Source organism: Streptomyces sp. SM1 (assembly GCF_002910825.1).
Taxonomy (GTDB): domain Bacteria; phylum Actinomycetota; class Actinomycetes; order Streptomycetales; family Streptomycetaceae; genus Streptomyces; species Streptomyces okerensis.
This window is the reverse complement of sequence record NZ_NEUB01000652.1, coordinates 13,246-34,975: the sequence shown is the minus strand read 5'-3', so window position 1 is coordinate 34,975 and position 21,730 is coordinate 13,246. Positions and strand designations below refer to the sequence as shown.

Genomic DNA, 21,730 nt, shown 5'->3' with positions numbered 1-21,730 from the left:
GGGGTGAAGTCCGTGGCCGTGGTGGTGGCCGTGGTGGTGGTCATCGTGGTCGTGGCGGTCACCGGTTCGCTCACCCCCACGTTCCGCTGGGCCGGTAGCCGTAGGCCATCAGTTCCTCCAGGCAGGCTATGGGGGCGTGCGCGGTGACCTGCCCGTCGGCGGTCTGGGCGAACACCTCGCTGGACAGCACGCGTCCGTCGACGCCGTTGACCTCGCGCACGGAGGTGACCATGCGCTGGAGACGGCCGCCGCTCTGGTAGTCGTTGCGCCGCTGGATGAACACCACGAAGTTCACCGCGCCCGCGATCAGCATCTGGCTGGCCTCGATGGGCAGCCGCTCCGTCGCCTGCAGGGCGTAGGTGGAAATACGGTTGAAGACCTCGCTGGAGCTGTTGGCGTGGATCGTGGACAGCGAACCGTCGTTGCCCTGGGACATCGCGTTCAGCATGGTCACGATCTCGTCGCCGAGCACCTCACCGACGATGACGCGGGAGGGATTCATACGCAGCGACCGGCGCACCAGCTCCGCCATGGAAATGGTGCCCTGTCCCTCGGAGTTGGGCAGCCGTTCCTCGAACGCCACGACGTTGGGGTGGAGGTCGGGGAAGGTGTCGAGGCCGAGCTCCAGCGCCCGCTCGACGGTGATCAGCCGCTCCTGCGGCGGGATCTCGTTGGCGAGGGCGCGCAGCAGCGTCGTCTTGCCGGCGTTGGTGGCGCCCGCGATCATGACGTTCTTGCGGGCCCGGACGGCGCAGGCGAGGAAGTGGCCCAGCTCGGGGGTCAGCGTGCCGTTGCCGACGAGGTCGGAGATGAACACCTTGCCCATGCGCGCACGCCGGATGGACAGCGCGGGCCGCCGGGTCACGTCCATGACGGCCGACAGACGCGAACCGTCCGGCAGCCGCAGGTCGAGCTGGGGGTTGGCGGAGTCGAAGGGCCGGGACGACAGACCGGAGTACGCGCCCAGCACCTGGATCAGGTCGACGAGTTCCTCGTCGGTCTCGGCGACGGCGTCAGCGCGCACCTCACGGCCGTCCGAGTAGCCGACGAACACCTGGTCGCAGCCGTTGATGTCGATGTTCTCGACCTCGGGGTCGTCCAGCAGCGGCTGGAGCCGCCCGACCCCGAACAGCGCGGCGTGCACGGCGGCCGCGTACTGCTCCTCGGTCTCGGCGTCCGGTGGCGTACGGCCCGCGTTGATCTCGGTGCGGGCGTACTCCTCCAGTATCTGGGCGATGACGGCACGGGCGTACTGCCGCTCGTCCTCGGTGGACATCGGCGTGACGCCGGCCACCTGGTCGAGGCGGCGCTGTTCGGCGATCCGGTCGCCGGCTTCCTGACGGAACCGTTTGACCAGCTGATGGTCGACGGTCATCGCCCGGCTCCGTGCGCCTGGGGCGGCTGCTGAGCCTGTGCGTGAACCGTCCAGGCGGCGCCGTACTGCTGATACACGTCGGCCGTCACCTTGCGCGCGGAACGGATCAGCAGCGACTTGTCGAGCCGCCCGCGCCGGCGCCCTGCCAACTGCTCGGCGCCGGCCGGGTCGTCGGCGAGGGTGCCGACCACCCGGGCACCGGTCTGGGCGCGCACGAGCATGTCGTTGACCTGGGACGCGAGCTTGGCCGCGTTGCCGGTGTCGGCGATCAGCACGACGCCGATCAGCGGGTTGCCGAGGGCCGCCGCACCGCGCGGCCCGCCGTGCAGTTTCCCGGCGAGCGCGGCGGCCCGGTCCCGTACGCGCGCGAGCGCCTCGGGCTCGGTGCGCGAGAGGAGCAGGACGAGGGAGGCGTGCGGGAACAGCTCCGCGGCCGGGGTGTCCCCGCTGATCCGCCCGCAGTCGGCGATGACGTCGGCGGGCGCGTGCGGGGAGTCGGCGAGCGAGGCGAAGGCGTGCCCGAGCGTCGGCCACAGCCCGGCGAGGCCGGCCGCCTGCTCGGCGATCCCGAGTCCGACGAGCACTTCGAGCCCGCCGCTCAACGGCTGCACGTGGTCCCAGAGCTGATCGGGCACGAGACCGCGCCGCGCGGTCGCGGCGATGGACAGCATCCCGGTGTTCGGGTTCAGCGGCCCGCCGTGCGCGGCGGCACTGCGGTACACGAGGTCACCGCCCGCCGGGTCGGTCTCGGCGAGCAGCACCCGCCGCGGCCAGACCGCCGCGAGGGCGACGGCCGCGGTGGTGACGCCGGGGGAACCCTTGTCGGCGGCGAGGGCGATGAGGGCCATGGGTCGGGTGCCGCCTTCTAGTTGCCAGGAACGAGGACGAGAGCCACCTCGCCGTTGGAGGCGGCCTGGGTGAGCGCCGCGGCGTCGGCGCTGTCGACGAGCAGCGTCACCGGCTTGTTGGTGCTGCTGACGAGGCCGTCGCTCTTCGTCTCCTGCGCGAAGTCCACGCGCGCCTGCTCCACGATCACGGAGTCGCCTCCGCCGGCCGAGCCGGAGGAACCGCCGTCGGCCTCGTCGGAGTCGGACCGGGAGGTGCCACCGACGCGGTAGGCGGCAACGGTGTTCCCCGACTTCAGCCCGGTCGGGTACTGCCCCTCCTTGAGGGAGAGCCCGACGAGCGCCTTGCCCGCGGGGACCTTGGCCTCCTCACCGAACATCTCCCCGACGGCGACGACGCCGCCCGGGATCGTGCTGACGGCCTTCAGCTTCTTCAGAGCGGCGAGCTGCGACCACTCGACGTAGTGGATCCCCGGGTCCTCGGCGACCATGACCGACGTGGTGTTGGCATTGGTGACCGTCTGTCCGGCGGGGATCTCCTCGGTGATCTTCACGACCTCGATCCGCTCCCCGGCCTGCAGCACGAGCATCGTGGCGCCGAGCGCACCGACCAGGATCAGCAGCACCGCCAGGGCGGCCAGCGCCGGCTTGCGCTCGCGAGGGGGGGTCGGAAGCCGGTCGCCGACCGCCGGCCCGGCCGGAGCCGCGGAACGGCCGGCGCCCGCCCCCGTACGTTCTTGGATCTTCACGCCACAGCTCCCCGTACACCCAAGGCGATGTCTGCCAAGTTTCCAGAAATTCTGGACACTTCACCCACCTCCGCTCGCGCACGGACATGCGCGACGGGCCGGTCCTACTCGCCCAACCCGGGCGAATAGCCAACGCTGAGGGTGACTGTCAAGCCATCGCACCGTATCAGCCACCCATAGGCCCCTCAAGGTGGAACCCACCTCACGCACCCCACCGCCCACACCGTTACCCCTCTGCAATTCCACTGTTGAACAACCCAGTTGGGAACGGCGGGCCGACTGTGCGGCAGCGAATCACCACAACACCCCGGCGACCACGGTCGACATACGGTTCATCACGCACCGCACATGAGTCCTGCACGATTCACTCACGAGGGCACGGTGCGGCCATGCCATGATCTTCGCCCGGGCCCGTGACGGGACCTACGGGGACAGGGGGACCCAAAAGTGACGAAGACTCGAACGCAACCGCTTCCGCTGAACGGTTCGGCTCTGGCGAACGACGCACGCCTGTTGGAGAAGGTCCGCGCGACAGCTGTGCGCCACGGCATCGACTACACGGACGACGCGGTGGTGACCGAGTTGCTCACGGAACGGCGCCGCACTCTGGAACGCATCCAGCGCGGACCGCTGGTCTGGTGGTGCGCCCTCACCCTGACGGCACACCGGCCGACGAAAGCCTGGACAAGAACCACCCCAAGGAATGGGGCAGCACTTACCACAGCAACCACGCCTACTACGTCCGCGGCTTCACCGACGACGGCAAGGTCATCCTCGGCAACCCCTGGGGGACGTCCGGCTACCCGCCGATCACCGTGACGCAGGAACAGTTCAACCAGTACTTCCAGGCGCCGGAGGCATTCGATGTCCCGTGACGACGCCCATGACACCCGGCAGGTGAGTGGAGTGACAACCGACCGTCCGCAGGTGAAGTATCCGTTCGAGTTCGACGGTCGCTGGGTGCTTCGTTACCACATTCCGTACACCGTGGAACACGAGGGCCATACGCACCGGATCGTGGCGACGATCTTCGCCCGGCCGTCGGTGCACGGCCGGATCCAGGTCAGCCGCGACGGGCAGCTCGTCGCCGAATACGACGAGCTGGTTCCCGGGAGCACGGTGGAGATCACCGGGGACGCCTGGCGGGTGACGGAGGTCGAATACCGGGCCCGCGTCGTCCTGGAACGTGTCCCCGCGGAGACAAAGGAGGAAGCCGGTGCACAGGCCGGTGAGTAGGTACCGCATCGCAGGCTCCGCGCTGGCGGTGCTCACGCTGGCCGGTTGCGGATCGTCGTCCGGCGGGGGCGGTGAGGAGCCCACGACGGCTCCCGCGACCACGCAGGCGGCTGCCAAGGACAAGGGCCCGGTGTGTGTCGGCGAGGCGCCGCGGGACGGGGTGCACGTCCTGCGCGGCGGCGGCTTCCAACTGCCGGGTGACGTGGGCGTGCAGTACACCGAGGCCCAGGCCGACAGCACGACACGCAAGGCGACCCTGCGTGAGGGTGACCGGTACGAGTCCGGCCAGCGCCAGTGGACGGTCGAGCCCGGTGGGCAGGTGACCGTCTCCGACCGCTCCTACACCGTCCGGCAGATCTGCTCGTACCGCGTCGTCCTCGAACCGAAGGCCTCCGCGGACAAGGCCGCACTCGCCGTGGCGCCCAAGTCCATGGAGGCGGTGGGTGGATCGGCGGACGCTCCTTTGTGCTTCACGACCAATCCTGAAGTCCCGGCCGCGGCCGGTTTTCCGGCCGAGGGTGAGGAGCTGTCCCTCGTCGGCAACGGCGGGGTCCAGCGCTTCCCCACGGGTCTGTCCCTCACCGTCTCGTACCTCGACACCGGCGAGGGAACGGCCGGCGTTGCGGCGAACTGCGCGGCGATCCCGGCCGCCGCGTACGAGGACGTGCGCGTCGGCGATCCGGTGGAGTTCGCGGGTGTTGTGTTCGAGGTGTCGGATTTGACAGAGAAAGCAGTGAGAATCACCCGCACGAAGACGTAACCCCGCACGTTCGGACCGGCCGTCCTTCGGGGGTCAGCCGCACGGCGCTCACCCCCGCCGCATCCGGTCCTGGGTCCGCTCTCGGGGGTCATGCGTTCCAGGCCCGCCGTCAGGCACCGCTGTTGTACGAGCGGGCCTCCGCCGCCGTCACCTTTTCAGGTTCGTTCCGGATGGCCGCGTCGACCATGGGAAGCAGCTTGTCGACCTGCTCGCCGAGCTTCTTGTGACGGCCCTGCAGTTCCCGGTGCCAGGCACGAGCGTTCTTCCCGACCCAGACCTTGTCACCGCCGATGTCCTCGGTCGGACCCTTCAGCGCCTTCCTGAGCTGCTCAACCTCCTTCGCCAGGTCGCGGCGCAGCTGCTCCAGGTCCTTCCTCTTCGGGTTGTCCACCTTGGGCTCGGGATCGGTCACGGGTCGCTCCCTCCGGTTCATGGCCTTATGACGTGCCCTGAGTCAGGCCGCTGCGGCCTGCTCTCTCGCCCTGAGCAACTTACGGCGCCGTATCGACAGCAGGATCGCGCCGACCGCGAACAGGGGCGTGAGTATCAGCGTGACAAGCATGGGCAGCGTCATGGCGGGCGGGCTCTCCACCCACTCCGTCGTCAGCACACGAGTCGGTTCACTGGGATCGTAGGTCACCGAGACGCGGCCTCCCGCCAGCAGCCCTTCGGGGCGCTTCCCGCCCCAATCGGCGAGCACGGTCTCGACCTCACCTCCGGGGCCGCTGAATCGCACCGTGATGTTGCCCGCCTCGCCGTACTTGTTCTTCGGCGAGGCCGTGACCTCGGCCGTGGTGGTCACTCCTCTGGAGCGCAGGTCGTTCACGAGTGACTGGGCGGGCAGCAGGAAGACCAAGAAGGCCACACATGTCGCCAGGGCCGCGACGAACACCGCCAGGATCAGACGCCGTTGCGGCACCGGCGGTTGGTGCCACGCAGCGCGGAACCTTTGTACCTCCTCGTCCAGGGACTGCTGTTCCGCGGACTTCGGAGGCGGCTGCCAGTCGTCCCGGGACCGCTTCTTTTTCTTCTTCCCCATGGGATCCGTCTCCTGCGCGTCAAAAACCTAGCCAGCCGCCCACCTTCTTGGCGGCCCCACCAATACTCTTGCCGACGTCCTTTGCCGCGTCGCTCACGGCATTCACCACCTTCTTTCCGGTATCGGTATTGAGGGCGTAGTAGGCAGCGTAGCCAAGGCCCACACCCACCACGATGCCGGCCGCCACGCCCCAGCCCACCGGGCCCCCGAGGGCCGCGACACCCGCCACGCCCATCCACGTGCCCGCCATGCCGGCTCCGAGGGACGCCACGTTGGAGGCTATGGCAACATCGGTCTCCGCATTGTTGACCTTGATGTCGTACGCGATACCGCCGATCGTCAGCAGTGAACCGACCAGCGGCACACGTGAACCCGCCCTGAAGCCCTTGGCGAGCCAGCCGCCCTTCACGCCCGCAGGCATGTTGATGTGAGGGACCTTGTCGGCGAGCCAACGGGCGGAATCACCGAGTGACGCCTCCATCAGGCGGGAGAACGAGCCCAGGCCGTACTTGGCGAAAGTCCGCTCGGCCTGTCGGGACGCGGCTTTGGAAGCCTTGGCATTGTTTCGCGTCTCCTTCCTGAACTTGGCCCGCTCCGCCGGCGTCATGGCGTTGATGCGCCGCTCGTAGGCCGCCTTCGCCGCTTGGGAGAACTTGCCTGCCTCGTCCCAGAGCTGGTCCGCCAGCTTCGACTGGACCCCGAAGACGCCCGCCACGAGGCCCGCGTGCACGGTCCAGGTCGCCTTCGGGTCGCCGAGGTCCGTGACCGCCTTCTGGAGGTGCTTCCATGCGGTGTCCCACACGTCGGGATCGTCGCCCTGCATCAGCGCGCGATTGAAGATGGCGCCGGGCTCGTCCTCGGGAAGGTCTCCGTGGAAAAGGTCCAGCACCTTGTTGAAGCCCGGCGCAGGTTTCTCGGCACTCGCCGCGGTGGTGAACGCGGTACCGAAGACTTTGGCGTCCTCCTTGGCCGTCGGGGCACCCGCCACCGCGATGGCCATGGGGAGGTTCTTGACGAGGTCGGGATCCATACTGGCGTAGAAGGCGGAAGTGAAGTCCGGGTCCTTGCTGCGCTTGGCAAGTTCCTCGGCTATGCGATGGAAGGCCGGACCGGCCTCATCGGGGCCCATGGCCGCGAGGTTCGCGGCCTCCTTGGCCAGCTCCTCGCCCTCGTTGTGCGCCTGCTGCACGGTCCATACCGGCTCCCGCAACTGGACCATGGGTGGCTTGGGACCCACACCCTCGAACTCCATGGCGGCCGCGAGAGCTTGACGGCGACGCAGCATAGGCAGTTCGTCGTCGACCCAGGAAGCCACCTTCCCGATCTCGGCGAGATGACTCGCATCCAGCCCGAACTTCTGGAATCGACCAAAATAGCCGATCTTTCCCTGATGAAGGATTTTACTGCCAGACGACAGGCTATTTATCGTTTTCATCAAGTTCGCAGGATTTATTCCCGAGAAATTTGGATCGACCATTCCGTGAACCCCCTGTGTCACGCCGGTTGCGGATCGAGGAGAACCGCCTGAGCCCCCGACCCTTCCAACACCTCTTCGAGCTTGTCGGCCGGGATCGCAACCCAAGGCTGCTCCTCCCCCATCGCCTCCACCAGGCCGACAACGGTGGAAAAGGCAAGAGCCACGAGTTGCGTCCCGCCCGACTCGGCTTCCAGAGGGACGAGCATCACATCGACCGTGCCCTCCAGCCGTGGTGTGCCGTCGTCGTCCCTCGGCACATCCGACATGGTGGGGACCACCAGGACTTCCGGGGCTTCTGCAAGGGACTGAGCCGAATTCATCGGCACAGACTACGAGGGTGCCCGGGCACCGGGCAATTTCCTCCCTGCTGCCTCTGCTTGCCCGTCAGGCCCTCGCCGCCCTACACCCACTGCCGTCCTTCGTCATGCAGGGCGACCTTGGCGGCAGTGCCCCATTCGGAAACTTTCCTCAACGTCAGGATTCTCCACAGCCGAGCCTGCCCAGATTGTCAGCTCCACCCGGAAGCCGACGAGTTGCCCCGTTCACCGCCCCAACCCGCCCTGCGCCGGGCGGGAACTGGGTGCGTGGTGCGATAGCGTCCACTGTTGCAAACGGACAGTCCGCTTGTTCCTGATGACACGGGGAGGATCGCCATGGATCGCGGTGCAGATCTCACACGGCTCCGGGAGTTGTCGAAGACTTACGCCCGGAAGGCGCACGACCTTCAGGTCCTGATCAAGGACCTCCAGTCCGCCACGGCAGACAGCTCCGGCTACTGGAAGGGCCCCAAGGCCGACCGGTTCCGGGACGACTGGCGCGACGTGAAGCCGACCTTCGAGAAGTGGGTCGACACGCTGAACGAGGCCAGCAAGTCCGCGAACACGAGCGCCGACAACATCGAGCGCGCCACCTGATCGCACTGCGTATCACGCGCAGGTGCGCAGCCGGCCGGGGCGCCGGGACCACGGCCTCCCAAGGTCGGTCGGTCCCGGCGCCCCGGCGGCGTTTGCGCCAAACCAGAAATCCACCCCGCAATCCGCTATTTATACTAACTTCCGACTTTAACTTCACGCCGCCGGAATTGCCCCTCGGTCTCGCCACCTCATAATCTGAGCCAATGGCCTTCAGCGGAGTGCCCGAGAGCGATCCCGAGTACCTCGTCCTGCCCACCATGGCCGATTCCTCGCATGACGGCAGCATCATCGAGGTGGCCCTTCTGTCCGTCACCGACGCCGGTGGCCGGGAACAACTGGCCGCACTCACGTTCACGTCAACATCCCTGCCGACCGGGACCGTGCTGCCCGCCGGTGAGGTCCCCGAAGTACTGACGGGTTCAAGCGCAGAAGCGGCACTGGTGGGTCCCCGGCCAGGCATCGGCGTACACAAGGAAGCGTCCGATGGTTGACCCGAACTTCTCCGGAATCAATCCGGAGAACTTGATGAGGACCATCAAGAGCCTGGAAAGCGGTAGCAAGGCGCTGAAGGGCGCGAGAACCGCGTACCTTTCCCGGTTCCGCAAGTTCGGTCTGGACGCGGCACACCTGTCGGAGATCGGGAAGATCGCCGGCTGGGTGGACGACGAACTTCCCATACTGCACCGGAGACAGGGGCTGGCCGCGGCAATGGAACTGGACCATGGAGGGCCGGGGCGCAAGGGCGAGCCCATGGTCCGGTTACGGGAGCCTCTCCCGACCGTCGATGAGGCGAGGGAGAGCGGCAGGAAGCTCGCCGAGGAGACCGGCAAGGCGGCGGACCTGGAGCCGGGCCAGACCGGTAGGGAGTTCCACCGGATCGCGGAGGTGCTGGCCAAGCACAAGGGGGACCCGGACTTCGCTTCGGCGTTCTACGCGAAGCTCAACCCGGAGTTGCTGAAGGTGCTGCCGGTGACCATCGCCGCCGCCAAGGCGCCGACGGCGGAGGCCGACGTCAAGGTGTTCGGCTCCGCCTTCACCACGGCGGCCCATGCCGCCGCCCCTGCTCCCGGTTTCAGCAAGGCAGTCGCTCTGTTCCACGGTGACTTCGGCAAGGACGAGCCCACCGCGGCATTCACCAGGGCGCTCATGCAGGGTGACGACCCCGACCTGTGGACCATCGCCTGGAAGCACACGGAGATCGCGGTGAAGAAGCTTGGTGACCCTGCGGACACCTGGTCCGACACAGCGGGGGTGCTGGCTTCCGTCATCGGCATGCAGGCGAAGTACGCCAGTCACTTCTGGGAGCGGTCGCAGCACTTCTCGGACGAGGCGAGCCGGCTGTACCAGCGGCGCGTCAACAGCATGTCGCCGGAAGAGCGGCGCAGGTTCAAGAAGGACACCAGACGGGCGGCGCGGGCTGCCAGGCAATCCGCGAGCGAGGCTGAGCGGATTCTCGCCAAGTACGGTATGGGCCCGTTCTCCCGTCTTCTGGAGGCGTCCATCGCGGACAGCGGCAGCTGGCTGATCGGCAAGGTTCCCGGCCTCAGACCACCCAGCTCCACGACTCTCTTCGGCCGAGCACTCCACACGGGCGGCAAACTGCCCCTCGTCGGCACGGTCCTCACCGTGGGGGCGATCGGCTGGGACATAGGGCATGACGAAGAAAAGGACGTGGCAGTCGCGGCCAATGTCGGTGGGATGGTCGCCGGTGCTGGAGGCTCATGGCTGGGCGTAGCAGGGGTCGCGTTGGTCGGCGGGCCCGTCGGATGGGGAATCGGCGCCGGAATCGTGGTCGGTTTCGGCACCGGCTACGGAATCTCGTACATCCTCAAAACTTCGGAAGGAAAGGAGGCGATCAACGCAGTGACAGACGCCGCGAGGACCGCTGGCAGCGCTGTTGGGGATGCGGCATCAGACGTCGGAAAGACGGTAAGCGGGTGGTTCTCATGAGGCAGATCGACCATGGATAGCAAAACTGGCACGGCCCTGCAACCGATTCCGCAGCCCCGCCTAATCCTCGGCGTTCTCGGCGGAAGCCTGCTGTGCCTTGCGCTGGCCCTCGCCTTCTGGCTCCCCTCCCGCTCATTGGTACAGGACCTTCGCAACGGCGGCGTGAGCGTCCCCGCCACAGTCACCGAGGTCGACAACAAGCCTAAGTATGTGAAGGTGCAGTTTCTGCAAGGGGCCAACTCAGGGACGGAAACAGAGCTGTGGGGCTACGCTGGGATGCTCCCCGATGTGCAACCAGGTGACGCACTACTCGTCACGTACGACCCCGGAGATCCGCACCGCAGCCTTCCGCACGCATGGGTCACCGATCCTCCGGCCAATCTGCCCGCCTACGGCATCTCAGCGATCGCCGCGCTCCTCTTCGCTAGTGCCGTCGTCGGAACCCTTCGTCGCCGTCGGCTGCTTCGAGCCCCCCTCACCCGTTCATCACCCCCTGCACGGGAATGAACGACCCCCCTGCCACAAACAGCCCGCTGCCCGACGTCCCACCCCCGCTGTTCGACGGCAGTCTGATGCCGAAGAGTTCACCCTCCGAAGGGCTCTGTGGGGTCAGGAGCAGGCCGTTGCGGGACTTGCGGGCCTCTACGGCGAAGCCACGGTACTGGCCCGAGAGGCTGTCGGTGGAGCCGGCCGCGATGAGGCCGATGCCGCCGTCGGCTCCCTTGCGGACGACCGCTTCCAATGCCTCGTCGAGGCGGGTGTCGTAAAGGAGTTCGGCGTCGTCGACAATGACGACGTACGAGCCGCCGGACGCGTTGTCCACCAGTTCCTCCAGGTCGTCCTCACGGCTGTCGGCGTTCAGAAGGCCGAGGACACCGTCCCGGCCCTCCAACTCGCGCAGCGGCGACCGGCGCGGGGCGACCAGCACCACCGGGGTACCGGACCGCAGCAGGGTCTGCGCGGCGGCGACCAGAACGGTGGACCGTCCGGACTTCGGCGGGCCCGCGATGACGAAGCCGGGGCCTGCCTCCTCAAGGTCGATGCCGACCGGCCGAAGTTCGTCGCCGCCCACACCGATCAGCGCCCAGAGCGGCGACGGCGCCGCGAAGTCCGGCTCGAGGGCCAGAGCGTCGGCCGCCGTGATGCGCGACGGGAGGGCGTCCACCCGCAGGGGGCGTCGTCCGGCCGGTACCCGCCCGTGCCGGGCCGCCGCTTCCTCGGCGATCTCGCGCAGGGCTCGGACCTGCGCCTGACCGGCGGGGTCGTCCGCGAGCAAACCGATCTGGGTCTCGTCGACGCCGGTGTCGGTGATCCGCAGGGCACGTCCCGGAGGCATGTTCTTCGGGACCTCGCGGGGCTGGAGCCCGGCAGTGGAGTAGTCGTTCGGGTCGGCGAAGCGAAGCACCAGACGATCGGCGAAGGCCGATGAGACGTGGCCGCTCAGGCCGGTGCGGTCGGCGGTCATGACGACCTTGAGGCCCACCGCGGAGCCCTCACGGAAAATCCGCTGGGCCGCCTCGATCAGCTGACCGTAGTTGTAGGCCTCGAAGGCGGAGGCGAAGCCCTCCCAGCTGTCCAGCAGGAGCACCATCCAGGGGAGGCGGTCCTCCGGGGCGGCCGTCGCTCGCTGTTCGGCTGCGCTGGACGCGCCCTCCATGGCGAGGAGTTGCTGCCGGCGGGCGATCTCCGCCAGCAGGCGCTCGATGAGGCGCCGGACACGGTCCGGCTCGTCACGGGTCACCACGGCGCCGACGTGCGGCAGCCGCATCAACGGCAGCAGGGCGTTGGAGCCGCAGTCGATGCCGTACAGGTGCACCTCGTGCGGGGAGGTGTTGCGGGCGAGGGAGCCGGCCAGGGTCCGCAGGGCGGTGGAGCGGCCGGAGCGGGCGCCGCCCAGCAGCATGGTGTGCTCGCCGTGCACCAGGTCCAGGGACAGCGGTGTACGGGACTGCCGGGCCGGGATGTCGATCAGGCCGTACGGGACAGGCGCCACGTCCGGTGCCGCGGCATCGCCCGACTCGGCACCGTACGCGCTGAGTTCGTCGAGTGTGACCTGTTCCGACAGGGGCGGCAGCCAGGGGCTGCGCTGCTCGCCGAAGCCCATGCGGCGGGCGCCGTCGCGTACCGCGTCGACGAGGACGGCGAGGTCGGTGACCATGGTGCCGTCGTCCTCGGCCGCGGTCCTCCTGGGCAGCGGGCGGCCGTAGGCGCTCCGGGGCAGCGGCAGCAGCGTCGCCTTCGGGCCCGTTCCGCCCGTGGCGGGCCGGCGGCCTCCGATACGGGCCGACTGCACGCCGACGAGGGACTGCGCTCCGGAGCGGACATACATACGGCCCGGTGTGGACTTGGCGATGGCGCCCGAGTCCGGTGCCTCGATGACGTCGATGGACTCCGAGGCGTCCGTCACCCGCAGCGCGATCCGCAGGTTGGTGTTGGCGCGGATGTCCGCGCTCACGACGCCGGCGGGACGCTGGGTGGCCAGGACCAGATGGACGCCGAGGGAGCGGCCACGACGGGCGATGTCGACCAGTCCCGCGATGAAGTCGGGGAGCTCGGCGACGAGGGACGCGAACTCGTCGATGACCAGGACCAGTCGAGGCATCGGTTCGAGTTCGGGACGGAGCTTACGGGTGTCGTTGTAGTCCTCGATGTCCTTGGTGGCGGCGTCGAAGAGGATCCTCTCCCGGCGGTGCAGCTCGGCGGCGAGGGAGGCCAGGGCCCGCTCGGTGAGGTGGGCGTCGAGGTCGCTGACCATGCCGACCGTGTGCGGCAGCCGGGCGCAGTCCATGAAGGCGCTGCCGCCCTTGTAGTCGATCAGGACGTAGTTGAGAGCGTCGGGCCGGTTGGCGACGGCCAGCGACGTGATGATCGTCTGCAGGAGTTCCGACTTGCCGGCGCCGGTGGTTCCGGCGACCAGCGCGTGGGGTCCGTCCCGCCGGATGTCGAGGACGAAGGGGCCGTCCGCGGCGATGCCGACGGGCGCCGCCGTGGTGGAGCCGCCCGCCTGCCAGATCCGCTCCACGTCGGTGCCGGTCGGGTCCGGCATACCCAGCAGGGTCAGCAGCCGGGCCGAGCTGGGCAGGGCGCTGCCCGCGTCGTCCCGGCTGACGTCCCGCACGGGGGCGAGGGAGCGGGCCAGCAGCTCGCACCACTCGGGCGTGACCTGGTCGGCCAGCACGTCACCCACGGCCTCCAGACCGTGGCCGCGGACCCGGACGTGGTGGGCGGCGTCGGGTGACCAGGCGACGACGGCCTTGCACTCCTCCGGCAGGAGCCGCTCGTCCTCGTCGACGCACAGGGCGAGGATGCCGTACTGGGGTCCCTCGGCGAGGAGTTGGGGCACGCCGGGTACGCGGCGCAGCAGCCGGGCCCCGTCGAGGATCATCAGGACGGTGGGGTCCGGGTACAGTCGGCCCGTCATGCTGTTCTGCTCGTGGGAGGCCTTGCGCCGGGCCAGCTCGTTCAGCAGCTCGTTGACGCGGCGGGTGATCGTCTCGGAGTCGAAGCCGACCAGCGCGACGCAGTCCTGTCCCTGGTCGGGGCCGGTGTGGGGCAGCCAGGGCGCCCACTGCCAGTCGGCGCCGGCGGCCGGGGTGGACGCGAGCATCACGAGGGCCAGGTCCCGAGGGCTGTGCAGCACCGCCGCCTGTACGCCGAACCAGCGGGCGGTGGCCAGCGCACGGGCCCGGTCGCCGGCGACTCCGACCACGCCGAGCTCGGTGAAGGGGGCGGGTGACGGGCACGTCCGGCAGGACGGGCGGCTCCGGGCGCTCCTCCTCGTACAGCGAGCCGCCGCGGCCCAGGACGAGTTCGACGTCGGAGGGGAGGTTGCCGGAGCCGACTCGCAGCTGGAGGGCGTCCGGATCGGTGAGTCGGCGCTCCCACAGTCGGCGGCGCGGTCCGGTGGCGAACAGCAGGATCTCGGCCGGGTCGGGACTGTCGCCGCGGCGGGCACGCTGTTCTTCCTTGCCGAGTGCGGCGAGTTCCACCTTGTGAGCGGCGATGTCCTTCTTGTACTGCTTGACGGAAGTCTTGTGCTTCTTCTTGCCCTCCCGGTTCTCGCTGAGCCACTGGGCGGCCATCATCAGGGGGCTCATCAGGCAGAAGAGCAGCATGTAGACCTGCTTGGTGAGGAGCCACATGCCGATGCCGAAGAGCATGGGCATGAACGCCAGGATGAACTGGAAGCGCGCCCGGTCCCCCTTGGTGGGCGGTACGGGCACCACGAGCCGCCGCCGGGGCCGCAGCGGCGGCAGCCGGGGCGGGCGGTTGTAGGCGAGGCCGCCCTCGCTCATCGCGGAGAGATGCGCGTCCGGCTCGGCCGCCCGGTCGAGGACGAGTAGCGAGTCACCGACGCGGACGACGGCGCCGAGTGGCCACGGCTCGGCGGACGTGATCGGCTCGTCGTCGAGCAGGATCCCGGCGCCGTTCTCGGGTGTGAGTGTCGCTCCGCCCTTCATGTCGACGGTGAGCCTGAGGGCGACGGGAGGAAGCGAGGTGTCCGACAGCGGCAGCGAACAGGTGGGCGCCGTACCGGCGGTGGCCGTACCGATGCCCAGTCGGACCACCCGCCCGGAGTCGGGGCCGCCGGCCACGCGCAGTTCGTACGTTCCGGCCGGTTCGCCCTGCCGCAGCAGTGGCCCGATCGAGTCGTCGACGGACAGGCGCATGCCGTCCCGCAGGACGGTTGCCGCAGGTGTGGACGGATCGCACGGCTCTCCGTCGGCCCACAGGGTCGGTGCCGCTGGGACGGCTGTCGTGCCGGGGCCGTACGGGAGGGCCTGCGCCGTGCCGGGCAGGACAACCACGTTGCCGGGCCCGCCCGTGACGTGACCGGCCCGCCCGGCGTCCTGTGCCAGCGCCTGTGCGACATCGCCCGCGGTGGCGTCGTCGTCCGTGGTGACGACGACGTCCTGCGGCTGACCGCCCTCCCCTACGACCGTGACCAGTGTCTGCATGGCGGTTCGTCCTCCCCGTCGGCCCGTGCGGCCGTGTTCGTTGCTCGGTTGCCGAAGGCCCTCGGCGATGCCCGGACTTCAGACGGCCGGCAGTGCGTAGATCTCCGGCCCGTGGGTGACCAGCGGCCGGTTGCCGGAGGAGGACGTTGGACGGCTTCACATCCCGGTGCACCAGGCCCAGTTCGTGCACCGCCGTCAGTGCCTCGGCCAGACCCGCGCCCAGGGTCCGTACGGTGTGGGCGGGCAGCGGACCGGAGTCGGTGACCGCGGCCGCGAGGGAGGGGCCGGCCGCGTAGGCGGTGGCGACCCACGGCACCCGGGCCTCGGGGTCGGCGTCCAGGACGGACGCCGTCCAGGCACCGCCCACCCGGCGCGCGGCGTCGACCTCGCGGCGGAACCGGGCGCGGAACTCCTCGTCCAGCGCGAAGTGCGGGTGCACGATCTTCACCGCGACGGTGCGGCCCCCGGCACTGCGGCCCAGGCAGACCCGGCCCATGCCGCCCGAGCCGAGCCGGCCGAGCAGCCGGTAGGGCCCCACGACCGTGGGTTCGTCCACATCGAGCGGCCGCATGGCGTCCACCCCTCCCCCGTCACGCCCGTCTGCCGGGACCTTCCAGCAGCGTAGTGCGCGGCCCGCCGGGTCTCACGGCCGATGGAGCCCCGGGCCGCAGCCCACGCGGCTCCGGTCTCACGACCGATGGACTTCGAACCACGGCCGACGCGGCCGCTGTCTCACGGCCGATGGACCCCGGGCCGCAGCCGACGCGGCCGCTGTCTCACGGCCGGAGGAGGTCCACGGTGACGTCCGCCGGGAATCCGGTCGTCGGCCCGACCCTGCGGGCGAACTCCGCGACCGCCGCCAGCTGCGGGGCGCCGAAGCTGAAATCGAGGGTGGTGAAGTACTGGGCCAGGGTCCGTTCGTCGAAGGCCTCCCAGCGGGCGGCCTGCTCGGCGACCTTGTCGACCTCCTCCAGGGAGACGTTGCGGGAGGCGAGGAAGGCCTCGTGCACCTTGCGGGTGATGACCGGCTCGCGCTCGGCGTACTCGCGCCGCGCCGCCCAGACCGCGAAGACGAACGGCAGGCCCGTCCACTCCTTCCACAGCGCGCCCAGGTCGTGCACGTCCAGGCCGTAGCGGGGGCCGTCGACCATGTTGGCGCGCAGGGCCGCGTCCCCGATGAGGACGGCCGCCTCGGCCTCCTGCATCATCAGGCTCAGGTCGGGCGGGCAGGTGTAGTAGTCGGGCTGTACGCCGTACCGCTCGGCGAGGAGGAGCTGGGCGAGGCGTACGGAGGTGCGGGAGGTCGACCCGAGGGCGACCCGGGCACCGTCCAGCCGGTCCAGCGGCACCTGGGAGACGATCACGCAGGACATCACCGGGCCGTCGCAGCCCACGGCGATGTCGGGGAAGGCGACGAGCCGGTCCGCGTGCTTGAGGTACTCGACGAGCGTGATGGGCCCGATGTCGAGGTCGCCCCGCACCAGCTGCTCGCTGAGCTTCTCGGGGGTGTCCTTCGTCAGCTCGAAGTCGAGGAGCGTGCCGGTTCTCGCGAGCCCCCAGTAGAGGGGCAGGCAGTTCAGGAACTGGATGTGTCCGACGCGCGGCCGGGTGCGAGGATTGTCCACATCGTGAGGCTAGCCCTCGGCGGGAGCGAACGGCCCTCCACCCCCTCGCGCACCTCTGAGCGGACTCGGACGGCCACGGACGGCCACGGACGGCCACAGACGGCCACAGACGGCCACGGACGGCCACGGACGGCCACGGACGGCCACGGACGGCCGGAACGGGTGTGGCGCACGGGACGTGCAAACATTCGGGTGACGTGATCTTGACCTCTATTGCATCCCGACACCTGCGTGCTAGGCTTCTTCGCAAGTTGCAGTTTGGTTTCCCTTGCAGTACAGAGCCTGCGGAGCATGTGACCGCGGGCTCTCGTCGTTCTCAGACGGATGCAGTTGTGCGGAATTGGTCTTCACACTTGCTGGTTCTGGAGCAGGGCAACCCTTTGGGCCCAAGGAGGGCTTATGGCTACCGGAACCGTGAAGTGGTTCAACGCCGAAAAGGGCTTTGGTTTCATCGCCCAGGAAGGCGGCGGCCCCGACGTCTTCGTCCACTACTCCGCGATCAACGCGAGCGGCTTCCGCTCTCTCGAGGAGAACCAGCAGGTGTCCTTCGACGTCACGCAGGGCCCGAAGGGCCCGCAGGCGGAGAACGTCACCCCGGTCTGATCCTCCGATCCGGGAACGACCAGCAGTACCCAAGGAGCCCCGCGCCGTCAGGCGACGGGGCTCCTGCCTTTGCTGCCCCGCCCCCCGCTTCGCCCGTGTTCGGGCGCTGTCGGTGGACGCCGGTAGGGTCCTCGCCCATGACCTCCACCGATGCCGATCACGTGGCCACGACCCGGACCTTCTATGACGCCGTCGCCGAGGACTACGCGGCCACGTTCCGGAACGCCCTTCCCGCCATGCCCCTGGACCGGGCGGCGATGGCCGGCTTCGCCGGGCTGGTCGGCGAGGGCGGCAAGGTGGCCGACGTGGGGTGCGGTCCCGGCCGGGTGACCGCGTACCTCGCCTCCCTCGGGCTGTCCGTCCTCGGCCTCGACCTGTCGGCGTCCATGCTCGCGATCGCCCGCCGCGAGAACCCGGGGCTGCGCTTCGAACAGGGCGCGATGCAGCGTCTGGAGCTGCCCGACGGTTCGCTGGACGGGGTGGTCTCCTGGTACTCCACCATCCACACCCCACTGGACGAACTGGCCGGGATCTACAAGGAGTTCCGCCGGGTCCTGAGGCCCGGGGGACACCTCATGCTCGCCTTCCAGTCCGGCGACGAGCCTCGTCGGCACGAGCACCCCTGGGGTCATCCGGTCACCCTCGACTTCCGGCGCATGCGGCCGGAACGGGTGGCCGGGATCCTGGAGGGGGCCGGATACACCCTCGTCCAGCGCACGGTACGCATGGCCGACACGGCGCAGGGGGCGTCGACCCCGCAGGCCTTCCTCATCGCCCGTACACCGGGCTGAGCTACCCCCCGTACAGCGCTTCCACCTCCCGGGCGAAGTCCCGCATGATCTCCTCGCGCCGCAGTTTCATCGACGGAGTCAGGTGCCCCGCCTCCTCGGTGAAGTCCACGGGGAGGACGGTGAAGCGGCGGATCGACTCCGGGCGGGACAGCATCTTGTTGGCCTCGTCGAGGGCGCGCTGGAGGATCGCCAGCAACTCCTGATCGTCGGCGAGGAGTTCCGGCGGGACCGGGTGCTTGCCGTTCATGCGGCGCCAGTGGGTGACGCCGTCGGGGTCGAGGGTGATCAGGGCGGAGACGTACGGGCGGTTGTCTCCCACCACCATGACCTGGGAGATCAGCGGGTGCGAGCGGAGCCAGTTCTCCAGCGGGGCCGGGGCGATGCTCTTGCCGCCGGAGGTGATGATCAGCTCCTTCTTGCGGCCCGTGATGGTCAGGTAGCCCTCGCCGTCCAGTTCACCGATGTCGCCCGTGGGCAGCCAGCCGTCCGGAGCGGCGGAGACGACGCCGCCCGCCTGGGGGTCCCAGTAGCCGCGCAGTACGTGCTCCCCGCCGACCAGGATCTCGCCGTCCGCCGCGATACGGATGCGGGTGCCGGGCAGCGGCCACCCCACCGTGCCCAGGCGGGGCTTCATCGGGGGTGTCACCGTCGAGGCGCCGGTGGTCTCCGTCAGTCCGTAGCCCTCGAAGATCTCGATGCCGGCACCGGCGTAGAAGGCGCTGAGGCGGCGGCCCAGCGGGGAGCCGCCGCAGATGGCGTAGCGGACCCTGCCGCCCATGGCGCCCCGGACCTTGCGGTAGACCAGCGGGTCGCAGAGGGCGCGGGCCGCCTTCAGGGAGCGGGACGGGCCGGGGCCCGCGCCGGTCTGCCGGCCCTCGACGGCCTCGCCGTAACGGCGGGCCACCGACGCCGCGCGGTCGAAGGTCGCGGCCCGTCCACCCGATTCCGCCTTCGCGCGGGCGGAGTTGAAGACCTTCTCCAGCATGTACGGGATGGTCAGCAGGCAGGTGGGCCGGAAGCTCGCCAGGTCCGGCAGCAGGTCCTCGGCGGCCAGGCTCGGCGCGTGGCCGAGGCGCACCCGGGCCCGTACGCAGGCGACGGCGACCATGCGGCCGAAGACGTGGGACATGGGCAGGAAGAGCAGCACGGAGGCCTCTTCGCCGGTCCGGGCCCGGAAGATGGGGTAGAGCAGCTCGATGGCGTTGTCCACCTCGGCGAAGAAGTTGCCGTGGGTGAGGGCGCAGCCCTTGGGCCGGCCGGTGGTGCCCGAGGTGTAGACGAGGGTGGCGAGGGTGTCGGGGCCGAGCATGCCCCGGCGTACCTCCACCTCGGCGTCCGGGAGGTGCGTGCCCGCTTCCGCGAGGGCGTCGACGTGGCCCTTCTCCACGACCCACAGCCGCCGCAGGTCGGGCAGGTGCGGGAGTTCGGGGCCCAGGGCGGCGGCCTGGCCGGCGGTCTCCGTGATCAGGGCGACGGCGCCGGAGTCGTGGAGGGTGCGAGCAAGGCCGGGATCACCGGTCTGGTCCGCTCCCTCGCCCCGCACGCGCTCGCCGGGCACGGGGTGACGGTGAACGCGGTGGCGCCCGGCTTCATCGAGACGAAGATGACCGCCGCCGTCCCGCTGCTCATCCGTGAGGCGGGACGCCGTATGAACTCCCTCGCCCAGGGCGGACTGCCCGCCGACGTCGCCGAGACCACCGCCTGGCTCGCCCACCCGGCCTCCGGCGCGGTGAACGGACAGGTCGTACGGGTCTGCGGCCAGAGCCTGCTGGGCGCGTGAGGACGCCATGACCTCCACCCCCGCACCCGTGATCGAACTCGCCGGAGCCCCCGCCCTCGCCCCGTTCCTCGCGCGCGGCGCCCTGCTGTCACCCCTCAAACGGCCCCGCCCCGACGCCGGCTGGCCCCGCACCCGCCTGGTACTGCCCGCCCTGCGCGTCGACCCCGCGCGGCTCACCGCGTACGAGCGGGTGTGCGGCTTCCCGACCGGCGAGGACGCGCTGCCGGTGACCTATCCGCATGTGCTGGGCTTTCCGCTCACCATGCGGCTGATGAGCGGGCGGGACTTCCCGCTGCCGCTGCTGGGCCTCGTCCACACCTCGATCGCGATCACCCGGCACCGTGCGACGCCACCCGCCGGCGTCCACGAGCTGACCGTGTACGTCGACGGCCTGGCCCCGCACCGGCGCGGCACGGAGACCGCCGTGGTCACGGAGCTGCGCTCCGGCGGGGACGTCGTATGGGAGTCACGGAGCACCTACCTGGCCCGGCACCGGACCACCACCGCGCCACCGGACGACGCGAGGGACCCGGCGAAGGCGACGGACTCGACGCACTCGACGCACTCGACGGACTCGACGGACTCGACGGCTGCAACACCCGCGGGAGAGAACCCCGTTCCCCTCCCCGCCCGCCATGAGTGGCGCCTCGCCGGCGACCTCGGCCGGCGTTACGGGGCGGCGTCCGGCGACCGCAACCCGATCCACCTGTACCCGCTCACCGCCCGGCTCTTCGGCTTCCCCCGCGCCATCGCGCACGGCATGTGGACCGTGGCCCGCTGCCTCGCCGCGCACGGCACCCCCGACGCGACGGCGATCCGGGCGGACTTCCGGGCACCGGTGCTCCTGCCCGGCACGGTGACGTACGCGGCGCGGGGCGGACGCTTCGAGTTGCGCGGCGCCGGCGACCGGGTTCACCTCACCGGGGAGGTCCGGCCGGCCTGAGCCGCACCGTCGTCGGACTCCGCGTCGTCGGGCGGTGTCCAGCGTGCGCCGGCCATCAGGTCGCCCAGCCCCGCCCAGGCGAAGTTCATCAGGGTGGCCGCCGACTGCCGGGCCGTGACCCCGGACGTGGCGTTCGCCCAGTCGGCGAGCGACTCGGCGGCCCCCACCAGGGCCTCCGCGAGCCCGGAGACCTCACGCTCGGGGAAGTCGGGGTCGCGATGTGCCTCGCGGGCGGCGACGAGGATGAGCTGGGTCACGAACGCCACGATCTCCGTGCGCATCGCGGCCACCTCGGCGGCGAACACCTCGCCGTGCGTCCGGGCCTGGAGGTGCAGCACCGCCCAGCCGTCGGGGTGCCGGGCGGTGTGCGTGAAGAACGCGGTGAGACCCGACCAGAGCTGGCGGTCCGCCGCCAGCTCCGGACGGGCGCCGGCGCGGACCGCCTCGGTGAGGGCCCTCGCCTCCCGCCGGATGCAGGCGGTGAAGAGGTCCTCCTTGGAGTTCAGGTACAGATACACCAACGGCTTGGACACGCCAGCCAGTTCGGCGATCTCGTCCATCGACGCGGCCATGTACCCCCGTTGCCCGAAGGTACGCACGGCTGCGTCCAGCATCTGCTGTTCACGGACCGCACGCGGCATCCGCTTCGTCTTCACGGCACCCATGGGACACAGCGTACGGTCCG

22 protein-coding genes and 1 pseudogene are annotated in these 21,730 nt (G+C 69.9%); 11 read left to right on the top strand and 12 right to left on the bottom strand.

Annotated features, from left to right (window positions below; translation table 11 throughout):
- Nucleotides 1-70: 70 nt before the first annotated feature.
- The 3 genes from B9S61_RS17270 to B9S61_RS17260 are packed head-to-tail and all read right to left on the bottom strand — an operon-like array spanning nucleotide 71 to nucleotide 2,969.
- A complete protein-coding gene (locus tag B9S61_RS17270; RefSeq protein WP_103543065.1) occupies nucleotides 71-1,375 on the bottom strand; it encodes a CpaF family protein in 1,305 nt (434 codons plus the stop codon).
- Nucleotides 1,372-2,223, bottom strand: a complete 852-nt coding sequence (locus B9S61_RS17265) for a hypothetical protein (RefSeq protein ID WP_103543064.1) — start codon at nucleotides 2,221-2,223, stop codon at nucleotides 1,372-1,374. Before B9S61_RS17265 ends, B9S61_RS17270 begins: the two co-directional genes overlap by 4 nt.
- A 17-nt stretch (nucleotides 2,224-2,240) precedes the next feature.
- Nucleotides 2,241-2,969, bottom strand: a complete 729-nt coding sequence (locus tag B9S61_RS17260; protein ID WP_103543063.1) for a hypothetical protein — start codon at nucleotides 2,967-2,969, stop codon at nucleotides 2,241-2,243.
- 641 nt (nucleotides 2,970-3,610) lie between these two features.
- Between B9S61_RS17260 and B9S61_RS17255 the strand changes: the two genes are divergently transcribed.
- From B9S61_RS17255 to B9S61_RS17245, 3 genes are read left to right on the top strand one after another with little or no spacing between them, the layout of a single operon-like run.
- A complete protein-coding gene (locus tag B9S61_RS17255; RefSeq protein WP_258039700.1) occupies nucleotides 3,611-3,844 on the top strand; it encodes a hypothetical protein in 234 nt (77 codons plus the stop codon).
- Between the two features lie 31 nt (nucleotides 3,845-3,875).
- Complete coding sequence (locus B9S61_RS17250; RefSeq protein WP_258039699.1) at nucleotides 3,876-4,205, top strand: hypothetical protein; 330 nt, start codon at nucleotides 3,876-3,878, stop codon at nucleotides 4,203-4,205.
- Nucleotides 4,198-4,965, top strand: a complete 768-nt coding sequence (locus tag B9S61_RS17245; protein WP_258039698.1) for a hypothetical protein — start codon at nucleotides 4,198-4,200, stop codon at nucleotides 4,963-4,965. Before B9S61_RS17250 ends, B9S61_RS17245 begins: the two co-directional genes overlap by 8 nt.
- 109 nt (nucleotides 4,966-5,074) lie before the next feature.
- Here B9S61_RS17245 and B9S61_RS17240 read toward each other — a convergent pair whose 3' ends face one another.
- Genes B9S61_RS17240 through B9S61_RS17225 form a run of 4 tightly spaced genes read right to left on the bottom strand, consistent with a single transcriptional unit; the run spans nucleotide 5,075 to nucleotide 7,801 of the window.
- Complete coding sequence (locus B9S61_RS17240; protein WP_181007404.1) at nucleotides 5,075-5,377, bottom strand: hypothetical protein; 303 nt, start codon at nucleotides 5,375-5,377, stop codon at nucleotides 5,075-5,077.
- Between the two features lie 42 nt (nucleotides 5,378-5,419).
- Complete coding sequence (locus tag B9S61_RS17235) at nucleotides 5,420-6,004, bottom strand: DUF3592 domain-containing protein (RefSeq protein ID WP_103543059.1); 585 nt, start codon at nucleotides 6,002-6,004, stop codon at nucleotides 5,420-5,422.
- A gap of 19 nt (nucleotides 6,005-6,023) precedes the next feature.
- Nucleotides 6,024-7,439 carry a hypothetical protein gene (locus B9S61_RS17230; protein ID WP_258039702.1) on the bottom strand — a complete coding sequence of 472 codons (1,416 nt, stop codon included), beginning with the start codon at nucleotides 7,437-7,439 and terminating at the stop codon, nucleotides 6,024-6,026.
- Nucleotides 7,440-7,498: 59 nt separating this feature from the next.
- Nucleotides 7,499-7,801, bottom strand: coding sequence for an SAV_915 family protein (locus B9S61_RS17225; protein ID WP_103543075.1), 303 nt, complete (start codon nucleotides 7,799-7,801; stop codon nucleotides 7,499-7,501).
- A gap of 333 nt (nucleotides 7,802-8,134) precedes the next feature.
- On the opposite strand from B9S61_RS17225, the gene B9S61_RS17220 reads away from it, so the two are divergent.
- The 3 genes from B9S61_RS17220 (at nucleotide 8,135) to B9S61_RS17210 (ending at nucleotide 10,345) form a co-directional block, all read left to right on the top strand.
- The gene (locus B9S61_RS17220) at nucleotides 8,135-8,395 is read left to right on the top strand and encodes a WXG100 family type VII secretion target (protein ID WP_037929265.1); all 261 of its coding nucleotides are present in this window, start codon (nucleotides 8,135-8,137) and stop codon (nucleotides 8,393-8,395) included.
- 218 nt (nucleotides 8,396-8,613) lie between these two features.
- Complete coding sequence (locus tag B9S61_RS17215) at nucleotides 8,614-8,886, top strand: hypothetical protein (RefSeq protein ID WP_146064873.1); 273 nt, start codon at nucleotides 8,614-8,616, stop codon at nucleotides 8,884-8,886.
- Entirely contained in the window at nucleotides 8,879-10,345 is a 1,467-nt protein-coding gene (locus B9S61_RS17210) for a hypothetical protein (RefSeq protein WP_103543056.1), read from the top strand. Before B9S61_RS17215 ends, B9S61_RS17210 begins: the two co-directional genes overlap by 8 nt.
- 475 nt (nucleotides 10,346-10,820) lie before the next feature.
- Here B9S61_RS17210 and B9S61_RS17205 read toward each other — a convergent pair whose 3' ends face one another.
- Nucleotides 10,821-14,054, bottom strand: coding sequence for an FtsK/SpoIIIE domain-containing protein (locus B9S61_RS17205; protein WP_258039697.1), 3,234 nt, complete (start codon nucleotides 14,052-14,054; stop codon nucleotides 10,821-10,823).
- A 10-nt stretch (nucleotides 14,055-14,064) separates the two neighbouring features.
- On the opposite strand from B9S61_RS17205, the gene B9S61_RS42365 reads away from it, so the two are divergent.
- The gene (locus B9S61_RS42365; RefSeq protein WP_258039696.1) at nucleotides 14,065-14,688 is read left to right on the top strand and encodes a hypothetical protein; all 624 of its coding nucleotides are present in this window, start codon (nucleotides 14,065-14,067) and stop codon (nucleotides 14,686-14,688) included.
- 4 nt (nucleotides 14,689-14,692) lie between these two features.
- On the opposite strand, the gene B9S61_RS42360 is transcribed toward B9S61_RS42365, so the two are convergent.
- On the bottom strand, nucleotides 14,693-15,874 hold the full coding sequence (locus B9S61_RS42360) for a protein kinase (protein ID WP_258039695.1): 1,182 nt from the start codon (nucleotides 15,872-15,874) through the stop codon (nucleotides 14,693-14,695).
- Nucleotides 15,875-16,079: 205 nt separating this feature from the next.
- A complete protein-coding gene (locus B9S61_RS17195) occupies nucleotides 16,080-16,928 on the bottom strand; it encodes a menaquinone biosynthetic enzyme MqnA/MqnD family protein (RefSeq protein WP_103543055.1) in 849 nt (282 codons plus the stop codon).
- A 399-nt stretch (nucleotides 16,929-17,327) separates the two neighbouring features.
- Between B9S61_RS17195 and B9S61_RS17190 the strand changes: the two genes are divergently transcribed.
- Nucleotides 17,328-17,531 carry a cold-shock protein gene (locus B9S61_RS17190; RefSeq protein ID WP_003992177.1) on the top strand — a complete coding sequence of 68 codons (204 nt, stop codon included), beginning with the start codon at nucleotides 17,328-17,330 and terminating at the stop codon, nucleotides 17,529-17,531.
- 137 nt (nucleotides 17,532-17,668) lie between these two features.
- Entirely contained in the window at nucleotides 17,669-18,322 is a 654-nt protein-coding gene (locus B9S61_RS17185; protein ID WP_103543054.1) for a class I SAM-dependent methyltransferase, read from the top strand.
- 1 nt (nucleotide 18,323) lies between these two features.
- On the opposite strand, the gene B9S61_RS17180 is transcribed toward B9S61_RS17185, so the two are convergent.
- Entirely contained in the window at nucleotides 18,324-19,865 is a 1,542-nt protein-coding gene (locus tag B9S61_RS17180; RefSeq protein WP_258039701.1) for a long-chain fatty acid--CoA ligase, read from the bottom strand.
- Here B9S61_RS17180 and B9S61_RS17175 point away from each other — a divergent pair.
- Nucleotides 19,815-20,102, top strand: a pseudogene (locus B9S61_RS17175) (SDR family oxidoreductase); the annotation flags it as partial. The gene B9S61_RS17180 and the pseudogene B9S61_RS17175 overlap by 51 nt on opposite strands.
- 7 nt (nucleotides 20,103-20,109) lie before the next feature.
- Nucleotides 20,110-21,045: a MaoC/PaaZ C-terminal domain-containing protein gene (locus B9S61_RS17170; RefSeq protein WP_103543053.1), complete on the top strand. Its 936-nt coding sequence runs from the start codon at nucleotides 20,110-20,112 to the stop codon at nucleotides 21,043-21,045.
- Here the strand turns inward: B9S61_RS17170 and B9S61_RS17165 are convergent.
- Entirely contained in the window at nucleotides 21,015-21,710 is a 696-nt protein-coding gene (locus tag B9S61_RS17165) for a TetR/AcrR family transcriptional regulator (RefSeq protein WP_103543052.1), read from the bottom strand. The genes B9S61_RS17170 and B9S61_RS17165 overlap by 31 nt on opposite strands.
- Nucleotides 21,711-21,730 lie beyond the last annotated feature (20 nt).